The organism is Nostoc sp. (assembly GCF_036917375.1).
Lineage (GTDB): Bacteria > Cyanobacteriota > Cyanobacteriia > Cyanobacteriales > Nostocaceae > Nostoc.
In genome coordinates, this window is sequence record NZ_JBALDN010000036.1 from 1 (window position 1) to 19,337 (window position 19,337).

Here is a 19,337-nt window from a genome sequence, read left to right on the forward strand (position 1 = left end):
GTGGTTCTTCTCTCACCTTCTGTCAAAAGGGGGCCTGTGTTCAATCAGACCTCCTCTTTTTTCTTTGATTTCGACGATTTAGTCTAAACTCCAGATTAATTTGTAGCAAATTTAATTTGGCAATTTCAATTAATCATTGCAACATATCCTTGGGTAAAGACGCGATTCATCGCGTCTCTACAAATGGTCTATTTGTCGTTGCTCTGATTCAATGTCCCGATCTGCGATCGCTCTCAAAGGTGTAATTGCTCCAAAAAAACTTTGGCTTTCTACGTATTTACTACATAACTTCAAGTTTTGGAATAGGCGATACCTATGGTGAGCTACGCTAACGCACTTCATAAAGCGATCGCAATTTGAGGATATCTTGCCATTCGAGATCGGTGAATGGTTGGGTAACTAGTTCTATACCAAAGTACTGTTTTGCCGTCTCTGATAGTGTATCCACAATCTTGACAATCCAGCCATCCTCTTCCTGTGTATTGCAAAGTGAGGTATTCCACGGAGCAGGTTGTTCAAAGATTTTCTGAAATAAACCTTTGTCTGTAGATAAAATCATCGAGCCGTGTTGAAGAATGGTGTTTCTTCCTTTGCGTTGGGCACTACCAATAAATTTACTTCCATCGGCAGTAACTAAGTCGGCTGCTGTTGTTGTGTTGAAGCAACTGGGATTGTGAATGTAACCTCGTCCAGCAGAACCATAATTTAACTCAATACCCAAGGTTTGCCAAGCTTGGATCAAAAAGTTACAGATTTTTTCATAAATACCCCAGCTTTTTCCATTACTAGCTGAGGTAATCAGGGCGTAGCTTAAGTCTCCTTGGTGGAGAACAGCTCTACCTCCCGTTGGCCGACGAACTAGATCGAGTGCCTTTCCCTGGTAAGTCAGATTATGCCACTCGGCAGGCCATTGTTTTTGCAGATGTCCCAAGGAGAGCGCATAAGGACACCAGGTATAAAAACGCAGAGTAGGCGGGTGCTGTCCCTTTTCACATTGGTTGAACAACCAAGCATCGATCGCCATTTGCACTCCCCCTGATGTTTGAAGCATTGGAATGAAACGCCAGGTGGATGGTGATTCGGTTGCTAGTTGTCTCATAGGTTTCAGACTATAGAAAGAAAATCAAATAATTGATGCGCCATTTCTAATTTAGAACAAGGTGCAATTTCTACTTGATTTCCTTGACTATCTAAAAATATCGCTTGATTATTATCACTCCCAAAACCACTATCAACTCGATCGATGGGATTGGCAACAATCGCATCGAGTTTTTTATTATGTAATTTTTCTAACGCTGGCTTGACAATATTTCCCGTTTGTGCAGCAAAACCAATTAATATTTGATGCGGCTGTTTGATTTGTGCTAATTGGGCGACTATATCCGGTACTGGTTCCAGAGGTAAAGCTTGGGGGAGCGATCGCTTGGGCAATTTCTCTGTACTATAATCTCGTGGCTTCACATCGGCTACGGCTGCTGACATGACAATGATATCAGCGTTGGCTAAACATTCCACCATGACGTGCTGCATTTGCTCTGCACTAACAACAGGAATCGCTTGTACTCCCAATGGTACATCCCAATTAGCTGGGCCATGTACCAAGGTGACGTTTGCCCCTCGGTGAAATGCTGCTTGCGATAGCGCCAATCCCATTTTACCTGTGGAAGGATTACCAATAAACCTCACTGGGTCAAGAAACTCTCGCGTTCCGCCAGCACTAATTAAGACTCGTTTACCTGCTAAATCTCGTTTGCCTTGAGTGTGTAACAGCGATTGGATGTGAGCGAATATTTCTGGAGGTTCTGCTAATCTACCAGCACCGATGCGATCGCACGCTAATAATCCTGATGCTGTATTCATCCCATGATATCGGCTATCTATCAATAACTGTTGCCAATTCCGTTGCACCGATTGCTGTTCCCACATATCCGTATTCATTGCCGGTGCTAACAGCACGGGACAAGTACAAGCCAGCACGGTATTTGTGAGTAAATTATCAGCCATCCCGTAGACTAACTTTGCTAATGTATTAGCTGTTAAAGGGGCAATTACCATCACATCTGCCCATTCACCCAACTCAATATGTAACGGACGAGAGTGATTTGGTTGCCAGAAATCATCATCTGTGTAGGCGGGATGACGAGATAGAGTTGATAAAGTCAGAGGCGTGATAAATTTTTGCGCCGAACGGGTGAGGATAACTCGAACCTCTACCCCACTTTTAAACAGCGTCGAAACCAATTCACAGATTTTGTAGGCGGCGATACCGCCACCTACAGCAATAAGAACCCTGTTCAATTTTGGATTAGTCATGGCAAAAAGTTAGGAGTGAGTCGTTCAAAAATTAGTACTAAATAGTTATAAATCCTAATTCTTAACTCCTAACTCCTAACTCCTGTAGAGACGCGATTAATCGCGTCTCTACGCTTCATCGTAGGGTTCTAAGTCTAAGAGGTAGATATAGGGTTCAACTAACTCTGGACGCTGAAATGCGATCGCTCGCAATAGATGCCAATCATTTAAACCCTCAAAAGCATTACTATAATTATCCAGTTCCAGACGTGTAGCTAGTTCTTCTACTTCTACTGCACTCATGGCAGCAATTTCTTTTTGGGAAATGCTTAGAGTTGTCATAATACTTGCCCCTCCCTTATGCAGCACTCGCCTTCAGCATGGGTTAAGTTGCGCCAAACGCAGCCACCCAATATATATTACTCATTAGAAGTCATTAAGTTCGTGAAAATTGTCAGAATTTGTACCAGAATTTATAAAAAATTCGTAATCCTGACTAAGCAATTGTATTTACAACAAAATTTCGTAGCACTTCTAACGTTTTTGGATCTATTTCATGCCCCATATCAAATTCGTGGTATTCTACTGCCACTCTTAGAGACTTGAGAGTTTCTCGTGCCTTCAAAGCAGCTTGCAGGGGAACAACTTCATCATATCTACCGTGAGTGATTAAAGTCGGCGGAATCTGACTTTGAGCTGCCGTTAGCGCGTCAGGATGTAAATACCCACTCATGACAACTAAACCTGCTAAGGGCAATTTTGAGCCGACATCTAAAGTCATTGCTCCGCCTTGAGAAAACCCACTCAAAATGGTACGTGACAAAGGTATGCCAGTGGTACTTTCTAAAGATTCCAAGAAATCCGTTAGCAGTTGTCGGCTTTCTGGCAACCCTTGATACATATTTTCCCCCCGCAGGTCATACCATGCCCTCCCTATAGGGGAGTAGGGATAAGGATAAGGTGCATTGGGCAATACAAATTGGTAATCGGGTAAGTTGAGCAAGGGTAATAAAGATGCTACATCTTCAGCATTAGCACCCCAACCATGCAAAGTGACAATTAAGCCTGCTGGGGGTTGAGAAGTTGCGGTGGGAACGGTAATAGCTTGTAAAGACAGAGGTTTACTCCTAAAATTCTACTTTTATACATAGATCCTATCTCTTCAAGGAGACTTAGTATTTTACGGCATTTGCTGCTTGCCTAAAGAATGCGATCGTCATAGACATCGCTAAGTAATTCCCAGGCGTACATTAACTATTTGTTCTCTGCTTCATCTTCAAGCAGAATGGTGTTCAAAAGATTCAATTCGCTGGATGCCATAAAGTAGCGATCGCTAAAAACTGTTTCTAGTTGTGTAAAAATCCGTCTACCTGCCACAGCTACCCAAGGAAATGTGCGATAGTGAGGTACTACTGGTACAATTAAGCCTTGAGGAGTTAGAGAACGTCCTAGCGCACTTCTCCAAGCTTGCGGATCTTGTAATACCTGTTGGCGAGTATCATCTTCTGATTGTTCATTCCAGAAATGGGGATAGTCTAGAGGTAAGCCAATAACTATGTTTTTAGTTTTTAATGCTTGATGTGTAGAAGATTCAATCACAAATCCCTCTTGTTCTCGACTCAATAGTTTATACAGTTCATTGGCAGGACGTTTGAGTTTTGAGGGAAATTTGAACTTCTTGCTTTCGGCAATTTCTTTTAACGATCCTAAAAGACGACTGCTATTTTGTTTAACGTCAGCTTTCCATGCTTCAAAGCTAAATATTTCTTCAGTTTGGCGATCGCTCCAGTCTTCTATCCAGAAAGGGCCGATACAAGTTAGATTATCTGGTATCTTTAGCTCATCGTTATCTAAAGATGGTAATAATCGGCTCGAAATCCTAGAAACAGTTTTGGTCAAAGCTTGTAAGGTTTGATAATTTGCATAGGACTTAGCATCTCTCTCTAATGATTGACCTCTCAAGTCAAAATGTTTAAAGATGTTTGCAGTTAACTGCTCCGCCCTTTTCACAATTGCTTTGGCTTCTTGAGGATGACTATCGCTGATAAAAATTTTGGCTTCACGCAACAAATCTAAGACATCATCAGACATTAAACGTAGCAATTCTTCATCGCCGACAGAGCCAACTGACAACTATGGTGGGAATTCGCGCTGCAAATGCTGAACGTTCCTTTTTTCCCGGCTTAGTGTCAGCTTTTTTTGCAAATAAGTTGTTGAAGGCATTGACTGTAGTTGATTGATCGTTAAGCGTCCGATAACCTTGGATAGCAGCAGTCATCACCAGTTGATTAACCTTGGGATTTGCTTCGAGCAATTTTCGGGCTGAGGTTGCTATGGTACGCAAGACACCAGGACTATAAAGAGATTCTACGCTGTAATCCCGTTCGTTGAGACGGCGTTTAAACCGAGTAGAGCCGACTATATTGCAATCAATATCAAGTTCTTGTTCTGGGGTGACGAAGAGGATACTGCAATCAGGACGTGTGAGTTTTCCAATACCATCAACAACAACAGCGCTATCGATACTGGTAGGTGGAAAATTGTTTTGCTGAACCTGTTTTTTATACCATTCGGGAGCTGCATCAATCAAATTTTTATTGCTGGTGATGGTTAATATCCCAGTGGGCTGCTGATTTTCTCTAGCAAGTTTGTCGGTAACATCTCGATTAATTACAACTCGCGGACTGAGATACAAAAATAAGAAACCTTGAGACTGCTGCTTTTGCTGTTTAAGAAATTTCATCACAGCAGTAGTTTTACCAATACCCGGATTTCCTTCCAAAGCTAGGACGTTAATTTTACCGACTTGAGCAGCAGTTATACCAGCAAATACTGCTGCCTCGTGTACTTGTCGCAGAGGAATTGTTGCCTTATCGGGATTGATTTCATTGATACAATCGGCAATTCGTGTAACAGGGTTGCCTCCAAAGAACTCAAGTAATGCGTCGTTCTCTTCAATAGATGCGATCGCCTCAGCCTTGCTAATTTCACCCATTGGGTTGTAGAAGTCCGTCACATTCTCCTGAAAGAGAAAGTGGGAGTATTGACCTAAAGTTGGTTTTTCAGCTAGATGTTGTGCTTGTTCTTTAAAAGCAGACGGTAGCCCTTTCAAAAGCCTCTTGAACACCAAACGAATTTCTGCATCTAAATCCATTGGCTCATCATCTTTGGAATGTTTAGCCTGGCGATATGCTTTTCCCAATGATTGCATTAACTTGGCTCTAGTATCTGGTTCTGGTTCCACCCCCCAGAATTGAGCCGCAAGACTTTCAATACCATTGGATGTGACAGAGATCGCTCTAGCATGACAACTTCCTTCTAATCGCTTATGCACGCATAACAGATGAATCAGGCGATCGGTATAAGATGATGCCTGACAGAGCTTAAATAATGGTTTATCTTGACCACTAAATGCTGAAAGAAAATTTTCCAGCCTTTTAGAAAGTGAAAACTTTTCACCTTCAACCTCTGCACAAACTCTAGAGAAGACCCCCCGTGATTCAATGTAACGGGCATAGCGACTCATTTCTTCTCTATGAGGGGCTTCTTTTTGAAAATCTGCAAATTTGAGGGGTGCGTTATACGAAAATTCCAGACAGATAATTAAATTCTCAATTTTTTTGCGTTTTATATCTTTTGGCTGGGAGAAAGCACTTTTCAAGTCTTTAGAGGGTATTATTTCCTCTGTAATGTGTCTAATCTGTCAAGATAAATATGTTTTACATTTATAATACTTTTTTTAAGATTTATTACACAACTAATTTTTCCCATGATAATTGAAAAGATCGGGGGAAACTTAATGAATATAAATTTATAAACAGATAAGAAATAATGTAAATTTTAATTTTTTATAAAAAGCAAAAATGGATAAAAATAATTTTGAAGCATTCACTAACTTACCAGCATTGAAAAAAAATGCTATTCAACTCTGTGGTCAAGAATTTATTGATAGCTTGACTAAAAAAGGTCTATATACAAAAGATAGTAAATTCTGGGAAGAGATTAATAAGAAGCTAAATATTCCTAATGATGCTTATGAAATTAAACAGGCTAGAGAACAAGCAGAGCGCCAACAACTGTTGTTAGAAAAGAAAGCTAAAGAGCAAGCAGAAACACAAAGATTGCTGACAAATAAAAAAGAAATCTTTAGTAAAAACAGAAAAGATTGGAAAATTACTGTTTTTGAACTTCCAGAATCAGATATTTTTGGCAGAAATTTTCTAGCAGAGTGTACTAAAGAACCAGACTTAATAAAAACTACTTGGTTTTACAATAATCAAGAAGAAGCCTATCATAGAGCTTGTAATCTTGCAGATGAATTTGAAGTCCAACAAGAAAGTTTAAGGATTTTTCAAGAGCGTTACGCAGTTATGAAACCTTTATATTTAATGATTATATACCTTTCAAGTGGAGATCAACATAATGAGTACCTTAACAATAGTTGTGAAAAGTCTAAAGAAAATTTTACTGGCGTTAACTGTTGGAATGGATTTGATTTTGAGATAATTAATGCTTTAGTGGCAGAAGGATTATTAGAATTTTCATCAAATAAAAATAAACTGATAATGAGAAAACAAGCTATGAAAGCGGCAAGAGAGGTTTTAAATAAAATTAATATTGATGGAGTAAACAGGCTTTTAAAACAGCGAGAATATCATGAAGAATATATTAATTACATAAGTGAATTAGATATTATAAATGAGGAAGAATAAATGTCGCACTGGCACAATGCCTGCCATCTGTAGCAGTCTTAATTGATAAAAGTGATGCCTAGATGATAATTAACGCTATTATTCCTCATGGTCTTGAAGTAAACCAAGGCTTATGCAAAACTTGAGATCCTTTGCTTCACAGCCTACTTTTAAGGAATCGATCAATGGCGCGTCTAGCCCTGCTGAGTGTATCTAATAAAACTGGTTTAATTGACCTAGCCCGTAGCTTGGTGGAAGAATTCGACTTTGATTTAATCAGCAGTGGGGGAACAGCCCAAGCACTCAAAGATGCGGGACTCCCTGTTACCAAAGTTGCAGATTATACAGGTTCACCAGAAATTTTAGGTGGTCGAGTCAAAACGCTACATCCCCGAATTCACGGCGGAATTTTGGCACGGCGAGATGTTCCTCAAGATATTACAGATTTAGAAAATAACCAAATTCGCCCGATTGATTTAGTGGTAGTGAATCTTTATCCTTTTGAGGAAACGATCGCTAAACCAGGAGTAACATTAGCTGAAGCTGTTGAACAGATTGATATCGGTGGGCCAGCAATGTTGCGGGCATCATCGAAAAACTTTGCCCATCTCACTGTATTATGCGATCCAGCGCAATATGACGAGTATTTGCAGGAATTGCGCCAAAATAACGGCGCAGCTTCGCTAGAATTTCGGCAAAAGGCGGCATTAAAAGGATTTTCGCACACTGCTAGTTATGATCGCGCGATCGCATCTTACCTCGCAGAAGCACAGCAGTACACCCTTAGCGGTACACAATTGCAATCTCTGCGTTACGGCGAAAACCCGCATCAACCCGCCACCTGGTATCAAACTGGTACTACTCCAACGGGTTGGACATCTGCGATAAAACTGCAAGGCAAAGAACTTAGTTACAATAACTTAGTTGATTTAGAAGCTGCACGCCGAATCATTGCTGAGTTCACCGATACTCCAGCAGCAACGATAATTAAACATACAAATCCCTGTGGTACGGCATTGGGAAGCACTATTTCAGAAGCTTACCAAAAAGCTTTCAATGCTGATTCGACTTCTGCCTTTGGCGGAATTGTCGCACTCAACCGTCCGATTGATGCGGTTACGGCTAGCGAGTTAACCAAAACATTTTTAGAATGCGTGGTTGCACCAAGTTGTGATGCCGAAGCTCAAGAAATCCTAGCTAAGAAATCTAACGTGCGGGTCTTGACTCTAGCTGATTTGAGCAGTGGCCCTCAGGATACAGTGAAAGCGATCGCAGGTGGTTTTCTTGTCCAAACTAGCGATGATATAATTGCTGACACCAGTCAATGGCAAATAGTTACCGAACGTCAACCCACCGACAGCGAATTAGCGGAATTGCTGTTTGCGTGGAAAGTTTGCAAACACGTTAAATCGAATGCCATTGTTGTGACAAGCGATCGCACTACACTAGGAGTAGGTGCTGGTCAAATGAACCGCGTTGGCTCGGTTAAAATAGCTCTAGAACAAGCTGGAGAAAAAGCCAAAGGTGCAACTCTCGCCAGCGATGGATTCTTCCCCTTTGATGATTCAGTCAAAACAGCCGCAGCCGCAGGAATTACAGCCATTGTCCAACCAGGGGGAAGTTTGCGCGATAAAGATTCTATCATTGCTGCTAACGAACTGGGTTTACTGATGGTCATAACTGGTGTACGTCACTTTTTACACTAAATCATTGCTCATTGAGTGTGCGGTTTACAAACTGTCACACTATATACTTTCTTTATAATTGAAGCAATGATATTATATAATCGTGTGTGAGGAGCAAGTTAAAAATAAAAAGCGCCTGGGGTGGAAACACGGCAACACTCCCAAGCGCTTTTTAATTTGTCAAAAATTGGATTGCTTGTGCAGTTTTGAAAATGTCACTCAATATACTTGCCATTTGATAGAAGTAGTGATATTATCTATTTGTGTGTGAGGAGCAAGTTAAGAATAAAAAACGTCTGGGGTGGAAACACGGCAACACTCCCAGGCGTTTTTTAATTTGTATATAGAAATTATAGAGATTAACGCTTCCAAAATAATTTCATATTTTTATTTCCAGTTAAAGACACGAATATTGTTAAAGTTAATCACGTCAACTTCTACACTCTGAAGATAACTTGCTAGCTTGAAATCATCAGTTAGTACAAGATACTTTCCTTTAGATAAAGTCAGGATTCCACTGTCAGTAAGTCCGAACTTGACAAATTTTTCAGTATTAACAGCATCTAAACTCTTTATATAGTATTCATCCAAAAGAGCAACATTTTTAACAAATTGAGCAAATAATGCAAAGCACTGAGAACGTTCAGGTTCACCAAGTTGATTTGCAAGGCTATTAACTTCTGTCAGAATATTCGGAGTTGTTACAAGCTTTTGAAAGCGTGCAATAAATTCTAGCAGAAGCTCATAATCTTCTGGTATAAATTGCTGGGTTCGATTAAATTTAGTTATTCGTTCTTGATTGACGCTCCCAACTAAGAAGAGAAGCAGAATATTTGTATCAATTAAAACCCCTTTTTGGCAATAACGACGAACAAGGGAAGCAATAAAATTTTTCATACTTGTCTAATTTTCATTGCTTCTACTTCGCCAGTTTGAGAATTCACTTTAAAAAGTTTATATTCTCGTTCATACAAGACAGGTGTAGAAGTAAGAGAGGGAGGAATTAAGTCTTCCAATCGGCTTTTAGGAGGTTTTTTAGGAATATCAAACCCTAAAGTAATCAACCAGAAACTTTTATCTTCAGAAAGTTCGACTTCTTCAAGTCTCAAATCTCCTAACGAGGAACCCATTATATCTTGTATGGATTTTATATATTGATATGCAGCATTTACTGCTGTTTTGACATCAATCATAATTTGAGTCCCTCCCTACCATAATTTGCTGATTTTATACTTTATCATAGTAATTTAATCTAATTTTTTGGTAATTAGCTAATACATAATTACCAATAATATATATTTAACTATTTATTCATTTTCTTTCATAAAAATCAATTGTGTAAATCTGAATTTGTAAAATATTTTGCAAAAAATCTCTGACTTCTGTTGGTTTGCAGAGAATAATAACTTGCTGATTTGGCCTTACCTGACTAAGTTTTTCTAAAATTCCAGGACGACGAATAATTGGGTATGACCAGATATATTTGAGAAATTCCCAATTCAATCTTTCAGGACAATCTGATGCCATATCAGGCCTAGATTGTCCTGCATACATAAAGCGACGTTTAATCACTCGCGATAAACATAAAAGCCGAGGAAAATCCAAAAAAATTACCGTGTCTGCAACTGACAAACGAAGGTCGAGAGTACCGCCATAGTTACCATCCATAATCCAAGATTCTCGTCGGGTTAGGTCTTGGATTATGCTCTGCCATTCAGTTTTTGGAGTCTCAATCCAACCAGGATTCCAGTACCAAGCATCCAAGTGAATCACTTCTAAACCTAAAATAGTTCCTAGTTCGCGGGCTAGGGTAGATTTACCAGCACCTCCAGAACCAATGATTAAGATTTTCTTCACCTGAGATGTACCTCTCCCTTTTCAAGCTCAAGAGGTAAGCATTGCTCACCCAAATAACCGTCTTCAGGGCAACTCAATACGCCGCTACAATAGTACCCTAAGAAGGATTATGCCGAAATAGTGATATTATGACGACTGCTAGCACTGTAAAAACTGAGTATGAAGCGATTATTGGTTTAGAAACCCATTGTCAACTGAGTACCAATACCAAGATTTTCTCTAATAGCTCTACGGCATTCGGCTCTGACCCCAATACTAACATTGACCCGGTTTGTATGGGTTTACCTGGGGTCTTACCTGTACTCAATCAAAAAGTATTAGAATACGCCGTCAAAGCTGGTTTGGCACTAAATTGTCAAATCGCTAAATATAGCAAATTTGACCGTAAGCAGTATTTTTATCCAGATTTACCCAAAAATTACCAAATTTCTCAATACGATCTACCGATCGCAGAACATGGTTGGTTAGAAATTGAGTTGGTAGATGCTGAGGGTAATCCGATTCGCAAACGCATTGGGATTACGCGTCTCCACATGGAAGAAGATGCTGGAAAATTGGTACACGCTGGTAGCGATCGCCTCTCCGGTTCTTCCTATTCTCTGGTAGACTACAATCGCGCAGGTATCCCATTAGTAGAAATTGTTTCAGAACCCGATCTGCGTTCTGGACTAGAAGCTGCTGAATATGCCGAAGAATTACGTCGCATTGTCCGATATCTCGGCGTAAGTGACGGCAATATGGAACAAGGATCTCTGCGCTGCGATGTCAACATTTCTGTGCGTCCAGTGGGACGAAAGGAGTTTGGCACCAAGGTAGAAATTAAAAACATGAACTCCTTCAGCGCCATCCAACGGGCGATTGACTACGAAATTGAACGCCAAATCGCCGCCATCGAAGCAGGCGATCGCATCATCCAAGAAACTCGGCTGTGGCAAGAAGGCGCTCAGTGTACAAGTAGTATGCGGGTGAAAGAAGGTTCTAGCGATTACCGCTACTTCCCCGAACCAGATTTAGCACCAATTGAGGTGTCAAATGAACAATTAGAGAAGTGGCGTAGCGAACTACCAGAATTACCAGCCCAAAAACGCCATCATTATGAAAGTGATTTGGGACTTTCCCCTTACGATGCGCGAGTCTTAACAGAAGATCGTTCAATAGCTGAATATTTTGAAACTGCGATCGCATCTGGAGCAAATCCCAAAGCTGCTGCCAACTGGATTACTCAAGATATTGCAGCCCACCTCAATAAGCAAAAACTCACTATTACTCAAATCGGACTGACTCCCAGCAATTTAGCAGATATTATCACTCGCATTGAAACGGGCAAAATTAGCAATGCTCAAGCTAAACAAAAGTTGCCAGATTTGCTCAGTGGTATTTCTCCTGAAAAAGCCTTTGCAGGTCTTGAGTTAATCACCGATCCTAGTGTACTGGAACCGATTGTTGATGAAGTCATCGCCGCCAATCCTAAAGAATTAGAAAAGTATCGCAACGGTAACACTAACCTCAAAGGCTTCTTTGTCGGACAAGTTCTCAAAAAGACAGACAAACGTGCCGATCCTAAGCTGACTAACGAATTGGTCGAGAAAAAACTGAACGCCTAGAGTTTCGGTCAAGCTAGCTTTGCTGGGTGAGGAAGTAGGAGGGGCAGAGGGGCATAGGGACTGGGGAAAAGGTTAAAGGTTAAAGGGAAAAGGAATAAATTTAATCTTTCCCCTTTTCCCCTTACCCTTTTCCCCTTCCCCCTTTCCCTTTCCCCATACCCAATTCCCAATGCCCCAACTAAGTATTTTCCCGGTCTTGCTTCACACAATCTTCATATAAAAGCTGGTGACAACCCTCATACGTAAAATGATATGCTGTGGTAAGTAGATGCACCCTGATGATCTGGAGAGCTGCCTAAGTAGCTCTCTTTTTTATTTTATTTTCGTGGTATTTACGGATAAAATTCAAAAGTTTTTAGAAATAATCTCAATAAATAAGTATTAACCCTTAAAAAGTAAATCAGATAGATTAGGAAGTAGATGTATCCTAACGATCTACAGAGCAACCCAAGTAGCTCTCCTTTTTTGTTTTGGTTTTTCGTCATAAGAAAGGTAAAAACAATTATGTCAATCGCCAACTGGTGCATTATTATTGCCATCAGCAAATAAACTCACAATAAAAGGGAGTGGGGAGTAGGGGGAAACTAATAACTCTTAACTCATAACTCCTAACTCAGCACTTTTGTAAAGTACAAATTGACCTATCCAACTTGATAGTTGTAAGGAAGAATGATGGCAGATTGGCAAAAAATCACAGGTGGTATCACAGCACCAAGGGGGTATCAGGCGGCGGGAATTACCGCAGGATTGAAACCTTCGGGGTTGCCAGATTTAGCTTTGATATTCTCAGAAGTAGAAGCGATCGCAGCAGGTGTATTCACCACCAGCCAAGTGAAAGCTGCCTGTGTAGAATATTGTCGCCAACGCTTGCAAGCCAAACAAAGCGCTCGTGCCATCCTCTGCAACGCTGGACAAGCAAACGCCGCCACAGGAACTCAAGGCAACCTTGATACCCTAGAATCTGCTCTGGCAGTAGCCCAAGCCCTGAACATCTCGTCTGAATCTGTGTTATTGGCTTCCACTGGTGTAATTGGTCAAAGAATTAAGATGGATGCTTTGCGAAGTGGAATTCCCAAAGTAGTAGCGGCACTATCAGCAACAGGTTCGGATGCTGCTGCTGGGGCGATTATCACTACAGACTTGGTGACAAAATCTATTGCTTTAGAGACAACTATAAGCGACCGCCCGGTACGAATTGGCGGCATTGCCAAAGGTTCCGGTATGATTCACCCCAATATGGCAACCATGTTGGCATTTGTTACTTGTGATGCTGTGGTTTCGCCTCATCTTTGGCAGCAGATGTTAGTAAGGGCAGCTGATAGAAGTTTTAATTCCATTACGGTGGATGGTGACACCAGCACTAACGACAGCTTAATTGCCTTGGCAAATGGTCAATCTCGCACCCCAGCAATTATAGAATGGGGCGCAGAAGCAGAGAAATTAGAGGCGATGTTAACAGCAGTTTGCCAGCATTTAGCCAAAGCGATCGCTCGTGATGGTGAAGGTGCAACCTGTCTAATTGAAGTGGAAGTAACAGGGGCGCAGAATGAACTTTCAGCCCGACAAATAGCCAAAACCATCGCTGGTTCATCCTTAGTTAAATCTGCAATTTTTGGACGCGATCCAAATTGGGGACGCATCGCCGCCGCCGCCGGACGTGCAGGTGTGCCATTTGAGCAAGAAAACCTGCAAATTAAGCTAGGGAATTTCTTAATGTTAGAAAATGGACAACCTCTACAATTTGACCGTGCAGCCGCAAGTGCTTATTTGAAAAAAGCATCGGTGGGTGCTTATCTGCAACAGGATACGGTGTTAATCTCCGTTAATGTTGGCAATGGTTATGGTGTAGGTAAAGCTTGGGGTTGTGATTTGAGTTATGACTATGTGAAGATTAACGCCGAATACACTACCTGAACTACTCCTAATTATTTGCCTTGTAGAGACGCGATGAATCGCGTCTTTACTTTACCTTCGTGGTATTGGAAAGGGCAGATAATTGCGATCGCTGGATAATAAATCCACCTATTTGGGGTATTTGGTTAGGTCTATAACTTTCCCAGCCTTACCATCTTACCCTCATCGCAGTGCGCTCATAAATTATAGAGATAACATAATGGTTGTGATAAATAAAAACTTATATATGACAAATAACTACTAAAATAAAGTTACAAAAGAAGTGAAAACAGGAAACCATCAAGTAAACATAATACTCATCATCAATAAGAGTTTATATATTAAAAATTATTCCTATAGTTGAGGATAATAGATAAATTTTTACTTATACATCCAATCTAATATTTGTTTAATAATCTCGATTCCAAGTTAACAATTTCGGCTTCAAAGGCTGTAAACTGATTTCAACAAGGTGAATGATACCTCTGCATCACACTATAAAAGCAGAGCCAATAATTTAACCGAGTTCTTATATAGGTAGCTATTTCATTGATGAAATGGCTGCGATCGCTTGCTCAAATATAGCTTGATTAATCATTAATAATGCAAGAAACCAAGGTTTTTTGCCTAAATTGTCATAGCTATAAAAAATAACATTCGCGTTTTCAGGAGATATTTATGACAGAATTTTTTAATCAAATTTCTCGCCGCAAATTCATCTTCACAGCCGGAGTATCTGCGAGTGCTGTATTACTCAAAGGCTGTTTGGGTAATCCTCCTGAAAACCTAACTGGTGGAAGCACTCAAACACAACCAACTGCTAAAACGGTTGCTAATATTAGCCCCGAACAAACACCAGAAACTACTACAGTCAAGTTAGGATATATCCCCATTGTAGAAGCGGCTCCTTTAATTATTGCTAAAGAAAAGGGATTTTTTGCCAAGTATGGGATGACTAATGTTGACCTTTCCAAACAAGCTTCTTGGGGTGCAGCCAGAGACAACGTAGAAATTGGTTCTGCCGGTGGTGGTATAGATGGCGGTCAATGGCAGATGCCAATGCCACATTTAATTACAGAAGGTTTAATTACCAAAGGCAATCAAAAAATTCCCATGTATGTATTATGTCAATTAATTACGCATGGAAATGGAATTGCGATCGCAAACAAGCACCAAGGCAAGGGTATTAGTTTAGAATTAGCCAGTGCTAAGTCCTTGCTTAAGGAATTAAAATCTTCAACACCCTTCACCGCTGCATTTACCTTTCCCCACGTCAACCAAGATTTATGGATTCGCTACTGGTTAGCAGCAGGCGGCTTAGACCCAGATGCAGATGTCAAATTGCTGACAGTACCTGCGGCGCAAACTGTGGCCAACATGAAAACAGGAACGATGGATGCTTTTAGTACAGGCGACCCCTGGCCTTATCGCCTTGTTCAAGACAAAATCGGCTACTTAGCAGCATTAACCGCAGAAATTTGGAAAAATCATCCTGAAGAATATCTCGCCATGAGAGGCGATTGGGTTGATAAAAATCCCAAGGCTACCAAAGCAATTTTAAAAGGAATTATGGAAGCCCAACAGTGGCTAGATAATTTTGATAATCGCAAAGAAGCGGCTGAAATTTTGGCTGGACGAAATTATTTCAATCTTCCTTCACCAGAAATATTGGCAGATCCATACCAAGGCAAATATGACATGGGTGATGGTCGGAAAATTGATGATAAATCAATGGCTGCTTACTACTGGAAAGATGAAAAAGGTAATGTTTCTTATCCATACAAGAGTCACGATTTATGGTTCATAACTGAAAACGTTCGTTGGGGATTCTTGCCAAAAGATTACATTGACAATAATGCTGCTAAGGCTAGGGAACTTATCAACAAAGTCAACCGCGAAGATATTTGGAAAGAAGCTGCAAAAGAAGCTGGAATTGCTACTGCTGATATTCCTACAAATACATCCCGTGGTGTAGAACAGTTCTTTGATGGCATCAAATTTGACCCCGAAAAACCAGAAGAATATTTGAAGAGTTTGAAAATCAAGAAAGTCAGTATTTAGAGACAGGATTCATCGCTTGTAGAGACGCGATTCATCGCGTCTATAAATATCGATTATTTACAAACGACAAATAACAAATAAAACAGGAACACAGCATCATGACAATAGCCCAAAAACGCCCTGCAAGCCCTAGATTGAATAATAGCTTTATCTCTAGTCTGCAAAAGCAATTTCCTGACCTGATACCACCAGCGATCGCGATCGCCATCTTCCTCGTTCTCTGGCAACTCTTCGCTTGGACTCCAGGAGCTACATTACCAGGGCCTATACAGGTTATTCAAGAAACTTGGGTTCTGATTTTCTGGCCATTTTATGACCGAGGTGGCATTGATAAAGGTCTATTTTGGCAGATTCTTGCTAGTCTACAACGGGTTGCCATCAGTTATACGCTAGCTGCGATCGTTGGTATTGCCTTGGGCATTTTGATTGGGGTTAATAGAACCATGTCCAAAGCATTAGACCCCATCTTTCAATTACTGCGGACTGTACCACCTCTAGCTTGGGTTCCAATTTCTTTAGCAGCTTTACGGCAAAACGAACCAGCCGCCTTATTTGTAATTTTCATTACCGCTATTTGGCCCATCTTAATTAACACTGCTGTCGGTGTTACCCAAATTCCCCAAGATTACAATAACGTCGCCAAAGTTCTGCAACTTAGCCGCAAAGAATATTTCATTAATATTTTGATTCCGGCGGCATTACCCTATATTTTTACCGGCTTGAGAATTGCGATCGGTTTGGCTTGGTTAGCGATTATCGCCGCCGAAATCGTCATGTCCGGTATTGTCGGCATCGGATTTTTTATCTGGGACGCTTATCAAAATAACAACGTCAGCGAAGTAATTTTGGCTCTAGTTTACATCGGTATTGTTGGCTTAGTGCTAGATAAAGCAATGGCTTGGCTACAAAACAAGATTTTACCAGCAGAACAGAAATAGTCATTTGTCATTAGTCATTGGTCATTAGTCATTTGTAAAAAGTTAAGGACTAATGACCACGTACTAAGGATTAATGGCAAAAGACAAATGACAAAAGACAAATGACAAAGGATAAATAAGTATGTTCGTCGCTGTTGACCAAATTGATAAAGTTTTTGAATTAACTGGTGGTGGCAAATATATCGCCCTCAAAGGAATCGACCTCCAAATTAAAAAAGGAGAATTTGTTTCTCTTATTGGTCACTCCGGTTGCGGTAAATCCACACTCTTAAATATGATTGCGGGTTTGGATTTGCCAACTGAAGGTATTGTCACTCTTGAAGGGCAAAGAATCACCAAACCCGGCCCAGACAGGATGGTGGTGTTCCAAAATTATTCGCTATTACCTTGGCGGACGGTGAGAGAAAATATTGCCCTCGCCGTGGACTCAGTAATGAAAGGTTCACCCGCAGCCGATCGCAACGCCATTGTCGAAAAACATATAAATATGGTGGGTTTGCGTCCTCATGCTGACAAACAGCCGGGAATGTTATCAGGTGGACAAAAGCAGCGAGTTGCGATCGCCCGCGCCTTAGCGATTCGTCCCAAATTACTCTTGCTAGATGAACCCTTTGGTGCACTGGATGCACTCACACGCGGCAATTTGCAAGAACAACTCATGCAAATCTGCGAAGAAAATGAAGTTACCGCCGTGATGGTGACACATGATGTCGATGAAGCCGTGCTGTTATCTGACAGAATTGTGATGTTAACCAACGGCCCCGAATCTAAAATCGGCGACATTTTAGAAGTGGATATTCCCAGACCCCGCAAGCGGATGGAAGTGGTAGAACATCCCAGCTACTACAGCTTGCGAAGTGAGATGATTTACTTCCTCAATCAGCAGAAACGGATCAAGAAAATTCGGGCGCGGAAAACTGCCGACATTGCCCGTCATGGATTAGAAAAAGTTAACTTAGAAATTGGCTTTTTACCTCTGACAGCTTGCGCCCCTTTAGCAGTTGCGAAAGAAAAAGGCTTCTTTCTCAAACATGGTTTAGATGAAGTTAACCTCGTGCGGGAAAGTAGCTGGCGGGGTATAGAAGATGGCATAAGTGGCGGTTATTTGGATGCGGCTCAAATGCCTTCAGGGATGCCGATGTGGCTAACTTTGGGAGGGCATAATAATCAACCTTTGCCCGTTGTCACCGCCCTTACCATGACTCGCAACGGTAACGCCATCACCTTGGCAAAACGCTTTTACGACCAAGGCGTGCAAACCTTATCAGATTTCAGAAATCACCTGATTCTCACCCACGAACAAAGGCACACAATGGGGGTAGTGCATCCCGCATCGATGCACAACTTGCTGTTGCGTTACTGGCTAGCGGCTGGTGGAATTGACCCCGATAGCGATGTGGATATGAAGACCATTCCCCCAGCGCAGATGGTAGCTGACTTAAAAGCCGCAAGCATTGATGGTTACTGCGTCGGCGAACCTTGGAACTACCGCGCTGCTGTGGAAAATGTCGGCTTTACCATCGCTACCGACTTAGAAGTTTGGCTGGGACACCCCGGTAAAGTTCTTGGTGTGCGCGAAGATTGGGCAGAAAATTATCCAAATACGCATATCGCCTTAACGAAAGCTTTGTTAGAAGCTTGCGTGTATTGTGCAAATCCCGAAAATGCCCAAGAGATTCGCCAAATTCTAGCAGGGCGAGAGTACGTCAGCACTGATTTAGAATACATTCAACTCGAAGATCCAGATAATCTCACCTGTGACTTAGACCATCCGTTGCGCGACTATGCCCATCATCAGTTTTATTCTGATTCCGCGATCAACCGCCCCAGCCGTACCGAACAAATTTGGATTATGAGTCAATTGGCGCGTTGGGGTGATACTCCCTTCCCCAGAAATTGGGTAGAAGTTGTAGAACGGGTGTGTCGCGTGCGTGTTTTCAGCACCGCCGCACGAGAATTAGGTTTGGATATTAGCTATATTCGCCAACCGATTCAACTGTTCGATGGTACTCCCTTTAACGCCGACGATCCGATCGCGTATCTCAACAGCTTGAAAATTAAACGTGATTTTTCAGTCGCGGAAGTTGTTCTCGATGCACCAAGAAGAAGACTCGCATCATAAAAAAATGGTGAGAGAAAGAGGGAGTGGGAGAAATAGGATATCACGCGCGAACCTCTGAACTCCGTTAACAAGTATTTGAACCGGATGAATCCACCTTTGATCTCCGTTAACGAGTATTTGAACTGGATGAATCCACCTTTGATCTCCGTTAACGAGTATTTGAACTGGATGAATCCACCTTTGATCTCCGTTAA

At 41.3% G+C, this 19,337-nt stretch carries 17 protein-coding genes; 8 read left to right on the forward strand and 9 right to left on the reverse strand.

Annotated elements, in window-relative coordinates; translation table 11 throughout:
- The first annotated feature begins 116 nt into the window (after positions 1-116).
- A complete protein-coding gene (locus V7K45_RS08855; RefSeq protein ID WP_335002439.1) occupies positions 117-245 on the forward strand; it encodes a hypothetical protein in 129 nt (42 codons plus the stop codon).
- An 83-nt stretch (positions 246-328) separates the two neighbouring features.
- On the opposite strand, the gene V7K45_RS08860 is transcribed toward V7K45_RS08855, so the two are convergent.
- From V7K45_RS08860 to V7K45_RS08885, 6 genes are all read right to left on the reverse strand, one after another.
- Positions 329-1,099: a biotin/lipoate A/B protein ligase family protein gene (locus tag V7K45_RS08860; RefSeq protein WP_335002441.1), complete on the reverse strand. Its 771-nt coding sequence runs from the start codon at positions 1,097-1,099 to the stop codon at positions 329-331.
- 5 nt (positions 1,100-1,104) lie between these two features.
- Positions 1,105-2,313 (reverse strand): bifunctional phosphopantothenoylcysteine decarboxylase/phosphopantothenate--cysteine ligase CoaBC, encoded by a 1,209-nt coding sequence (coaBC, locus tag V7K45_RS08865; protein ID WP_335002443.1) that lies wholly within the window; start codon positions 2,311-2,313, stop codon positions 1,105-1,107.
- Positions 2,314-2,421: 108 nt separating this feature from the next.
- Positions 2,422-2,634: a protein IsiD gene (gene isiD, locus V7K45_RS08870; protein WP_094351471.1), complete on the reverse strand. Its 213-nt coding sequence runs from the start codon at positions 2,632-2,634 to the stop codon at positions 2,422-2,424.
- A gap of 154 nt (positions 2,635-2,788) precedes the next feature.
- Positions 2,789-3,394 carry an alpha/beta hydrolase gene (locus V7K45_RS08875; protein ID WP_442941972.1) on the reverse strand — a complete coding sequence of 202 codons (606 nt, stop codon included), beginning with the start codon at positions 3,392-3,394 and terminating at the stop codon, positions 2,789-2,791.
- A gap of 152 nt (positions 3,395-3,546) precedes the next feature.
- The gene (locus V7K45_RS08880) at positions 3,547-4,425 is read right to left on the reverse strand and encodes a hypothetical protein (RefSeq protein ID WP_335002445.1); all 879 of its coding nucleotides are present in this window, start codon (positions 4,423-4,425) and stop codon (positions 3,547-3,549) included.
- The gene (locus tag V7K45_RS08885; protein WP_335002447.1) at positions 4,400-5,818 is read right to left on the reverse strand and encodes a DEAD/DEAH box helicase family protein; all 1,419 of its coding nucleotides are present in this window, start codon (positions 5,816-5,818) and stop codon (positions 4,400-4,402) included. The genes V7K45_RS08880 and V7K45_RS08885 overlap by 26 nt, the downstream gene beginning before the upstream one ends.
- Positions 5,819-6,155: 337 nt before the next feature.
- Between V7K45_RS08885 and V7K45_RS08890 the strand changes: the two genes are divergently transcribed.
- Together V7K45_RS08890 and purH are read left to right on the forward strand one after the other, a co-directional pair.
- Complete coding sequence (locus V7K45_RS08890) at positions 6,156-7,004, forward strand: hypothetical protein (RefSeq protein ID WP_335002449.1); 849 nt, start codon at positions 6,156-6,158, stop codon at positions 7,002-7,004.
- 164 nt (positions 7,005-7,168) lie between these two features.
- A complete protein-coding gene (gene purH, locus V7K45_RS08895) occupies positions 7,169-8,689 on the forward strand; it encodes a bifunctional phosphoribosylaminoimidazolecarboxamide formyltransferase/IMP cyclohydrolase (protein WP_335002451.1) in 1,521 nt (506 codons plus the stop codon).
- 366 nt (positions 8,690-9,055) lie between these two features.
- Here the strand turns inward: purH and V7K45_RS08900 are convergent, their stop codons facing one another.
- From V7K45_RS08900 to V7K45_RS08910, 3 genes are all read right to left on the reverse strand, one after another.
- Positions 9,056-9,565: a PIN domain-containing protein gene (locus tag V7K45_RS08900; RefSeq protein ID WP_335002453.1), complete on the reverse strand. Its 510-nt coding sequence runs from the start codon at positions 9,563-9,565 to the stop codon at positions 9,056-9,058.
- Positions 9,562-9,861: a hypothetical protein gene (locus V7K45_RS08905; protein WP_292737050.1), complete on the reverse strand. Its 300-nt coding sequence runs from the start codon at positions 9,859-9,861 to the stop codon at positions 9,562-9,564. Before V7K45_RS08905 ends, V7K45_RS08900 begins: the two co-directional genes overlap by 4 nt.
- 118 nt (positions 9,862-9,979) lie before the next feature.
- Positions 9,980-10,525: a DNA topology modulation protein gene (locus V7K45_RS08910; protein WP_335002456.1), complete on the reverse strand. Its 546-nt coding sequence runs from the start codon at positions 10,523-10,525 to the stop codon at positions 9,980-9,982.
- 128 nt (positions 10,526-10,653) lie between these two features.
- Between V7K45_RS08910 and gatB the strand changes: the two genes are divergently transcribed.
- The 5 genes from gatB (at position 10,654) to V7K45_RS08935 (ending at position 19,143) form a co-directional block, all read left to right on the forward strand.
- The gene (gene gatB / locus V7K45_RS08915) at positions 10,654-12,129 is read left to right on the forward strand and encodes an Asp-tRNA(Asn)/Glu-tRNA(Gln) amidotransferase subunit GatB (RefSeq protein WP_335002458.1); all 1,476 of its coding nucleotides are present in this window, start codon (positions 10,654-10,656) and stop codon (positions 12,127-12,129) included.
- 672 nt (positions 12,130-12,801) lie between these two features.
- Entirely contained in the window at positions 12,802-14,043 is a 1,242-nt protein-coding gene (gene argJ / locus V7K45_RS08920; protein WP_335002466.1) for a bifunctional ornithine acetyltransferase/N-acetylglutamate synthase, read from the forward strand.
- Positions 14,044-14,700: 657 nt separating this feature from the next.
- Complete coding sequence (locus V7K45_RS08925) at positions 14,701-16,083, forward strand: CmpA/NrtA family ABC transporter substrate-binding protein (RefSeq protein WP_335002460.1); 1,383 nt, start codon at positions 14,701-14,703, stop codon at positions 16,081-16,083.
- A 98-nt stretch (positions 16,084-16,181) separates the two neighbouring features.
- Complete coding sequence (ntrB, locus tag V7K45_RS08930) at positions 16,182-17,021, forward strand: nitrate ABC transporter permease (protein WP_335002462.1); 840 nt, start codon at positions 16,182-16,184, stop codon at positions 17,019-17,021.
- A 115-nt stretch (positions 17,022-17,136) separates the two neighbouring features.
- Positions 17,137-19,143, forward strand: coding sequence for an ABC transporter ATP-binding/substrate-binding protein (locus V7K45_RS08935; RefSeq protein WP_335002468.1), 2,007 nt, complete (start codon positions 17,137-17,139; stop codon positions 19,141-19,143).
- Positions 19,144-19,337 lie beyond the last annotated feature (194 nt).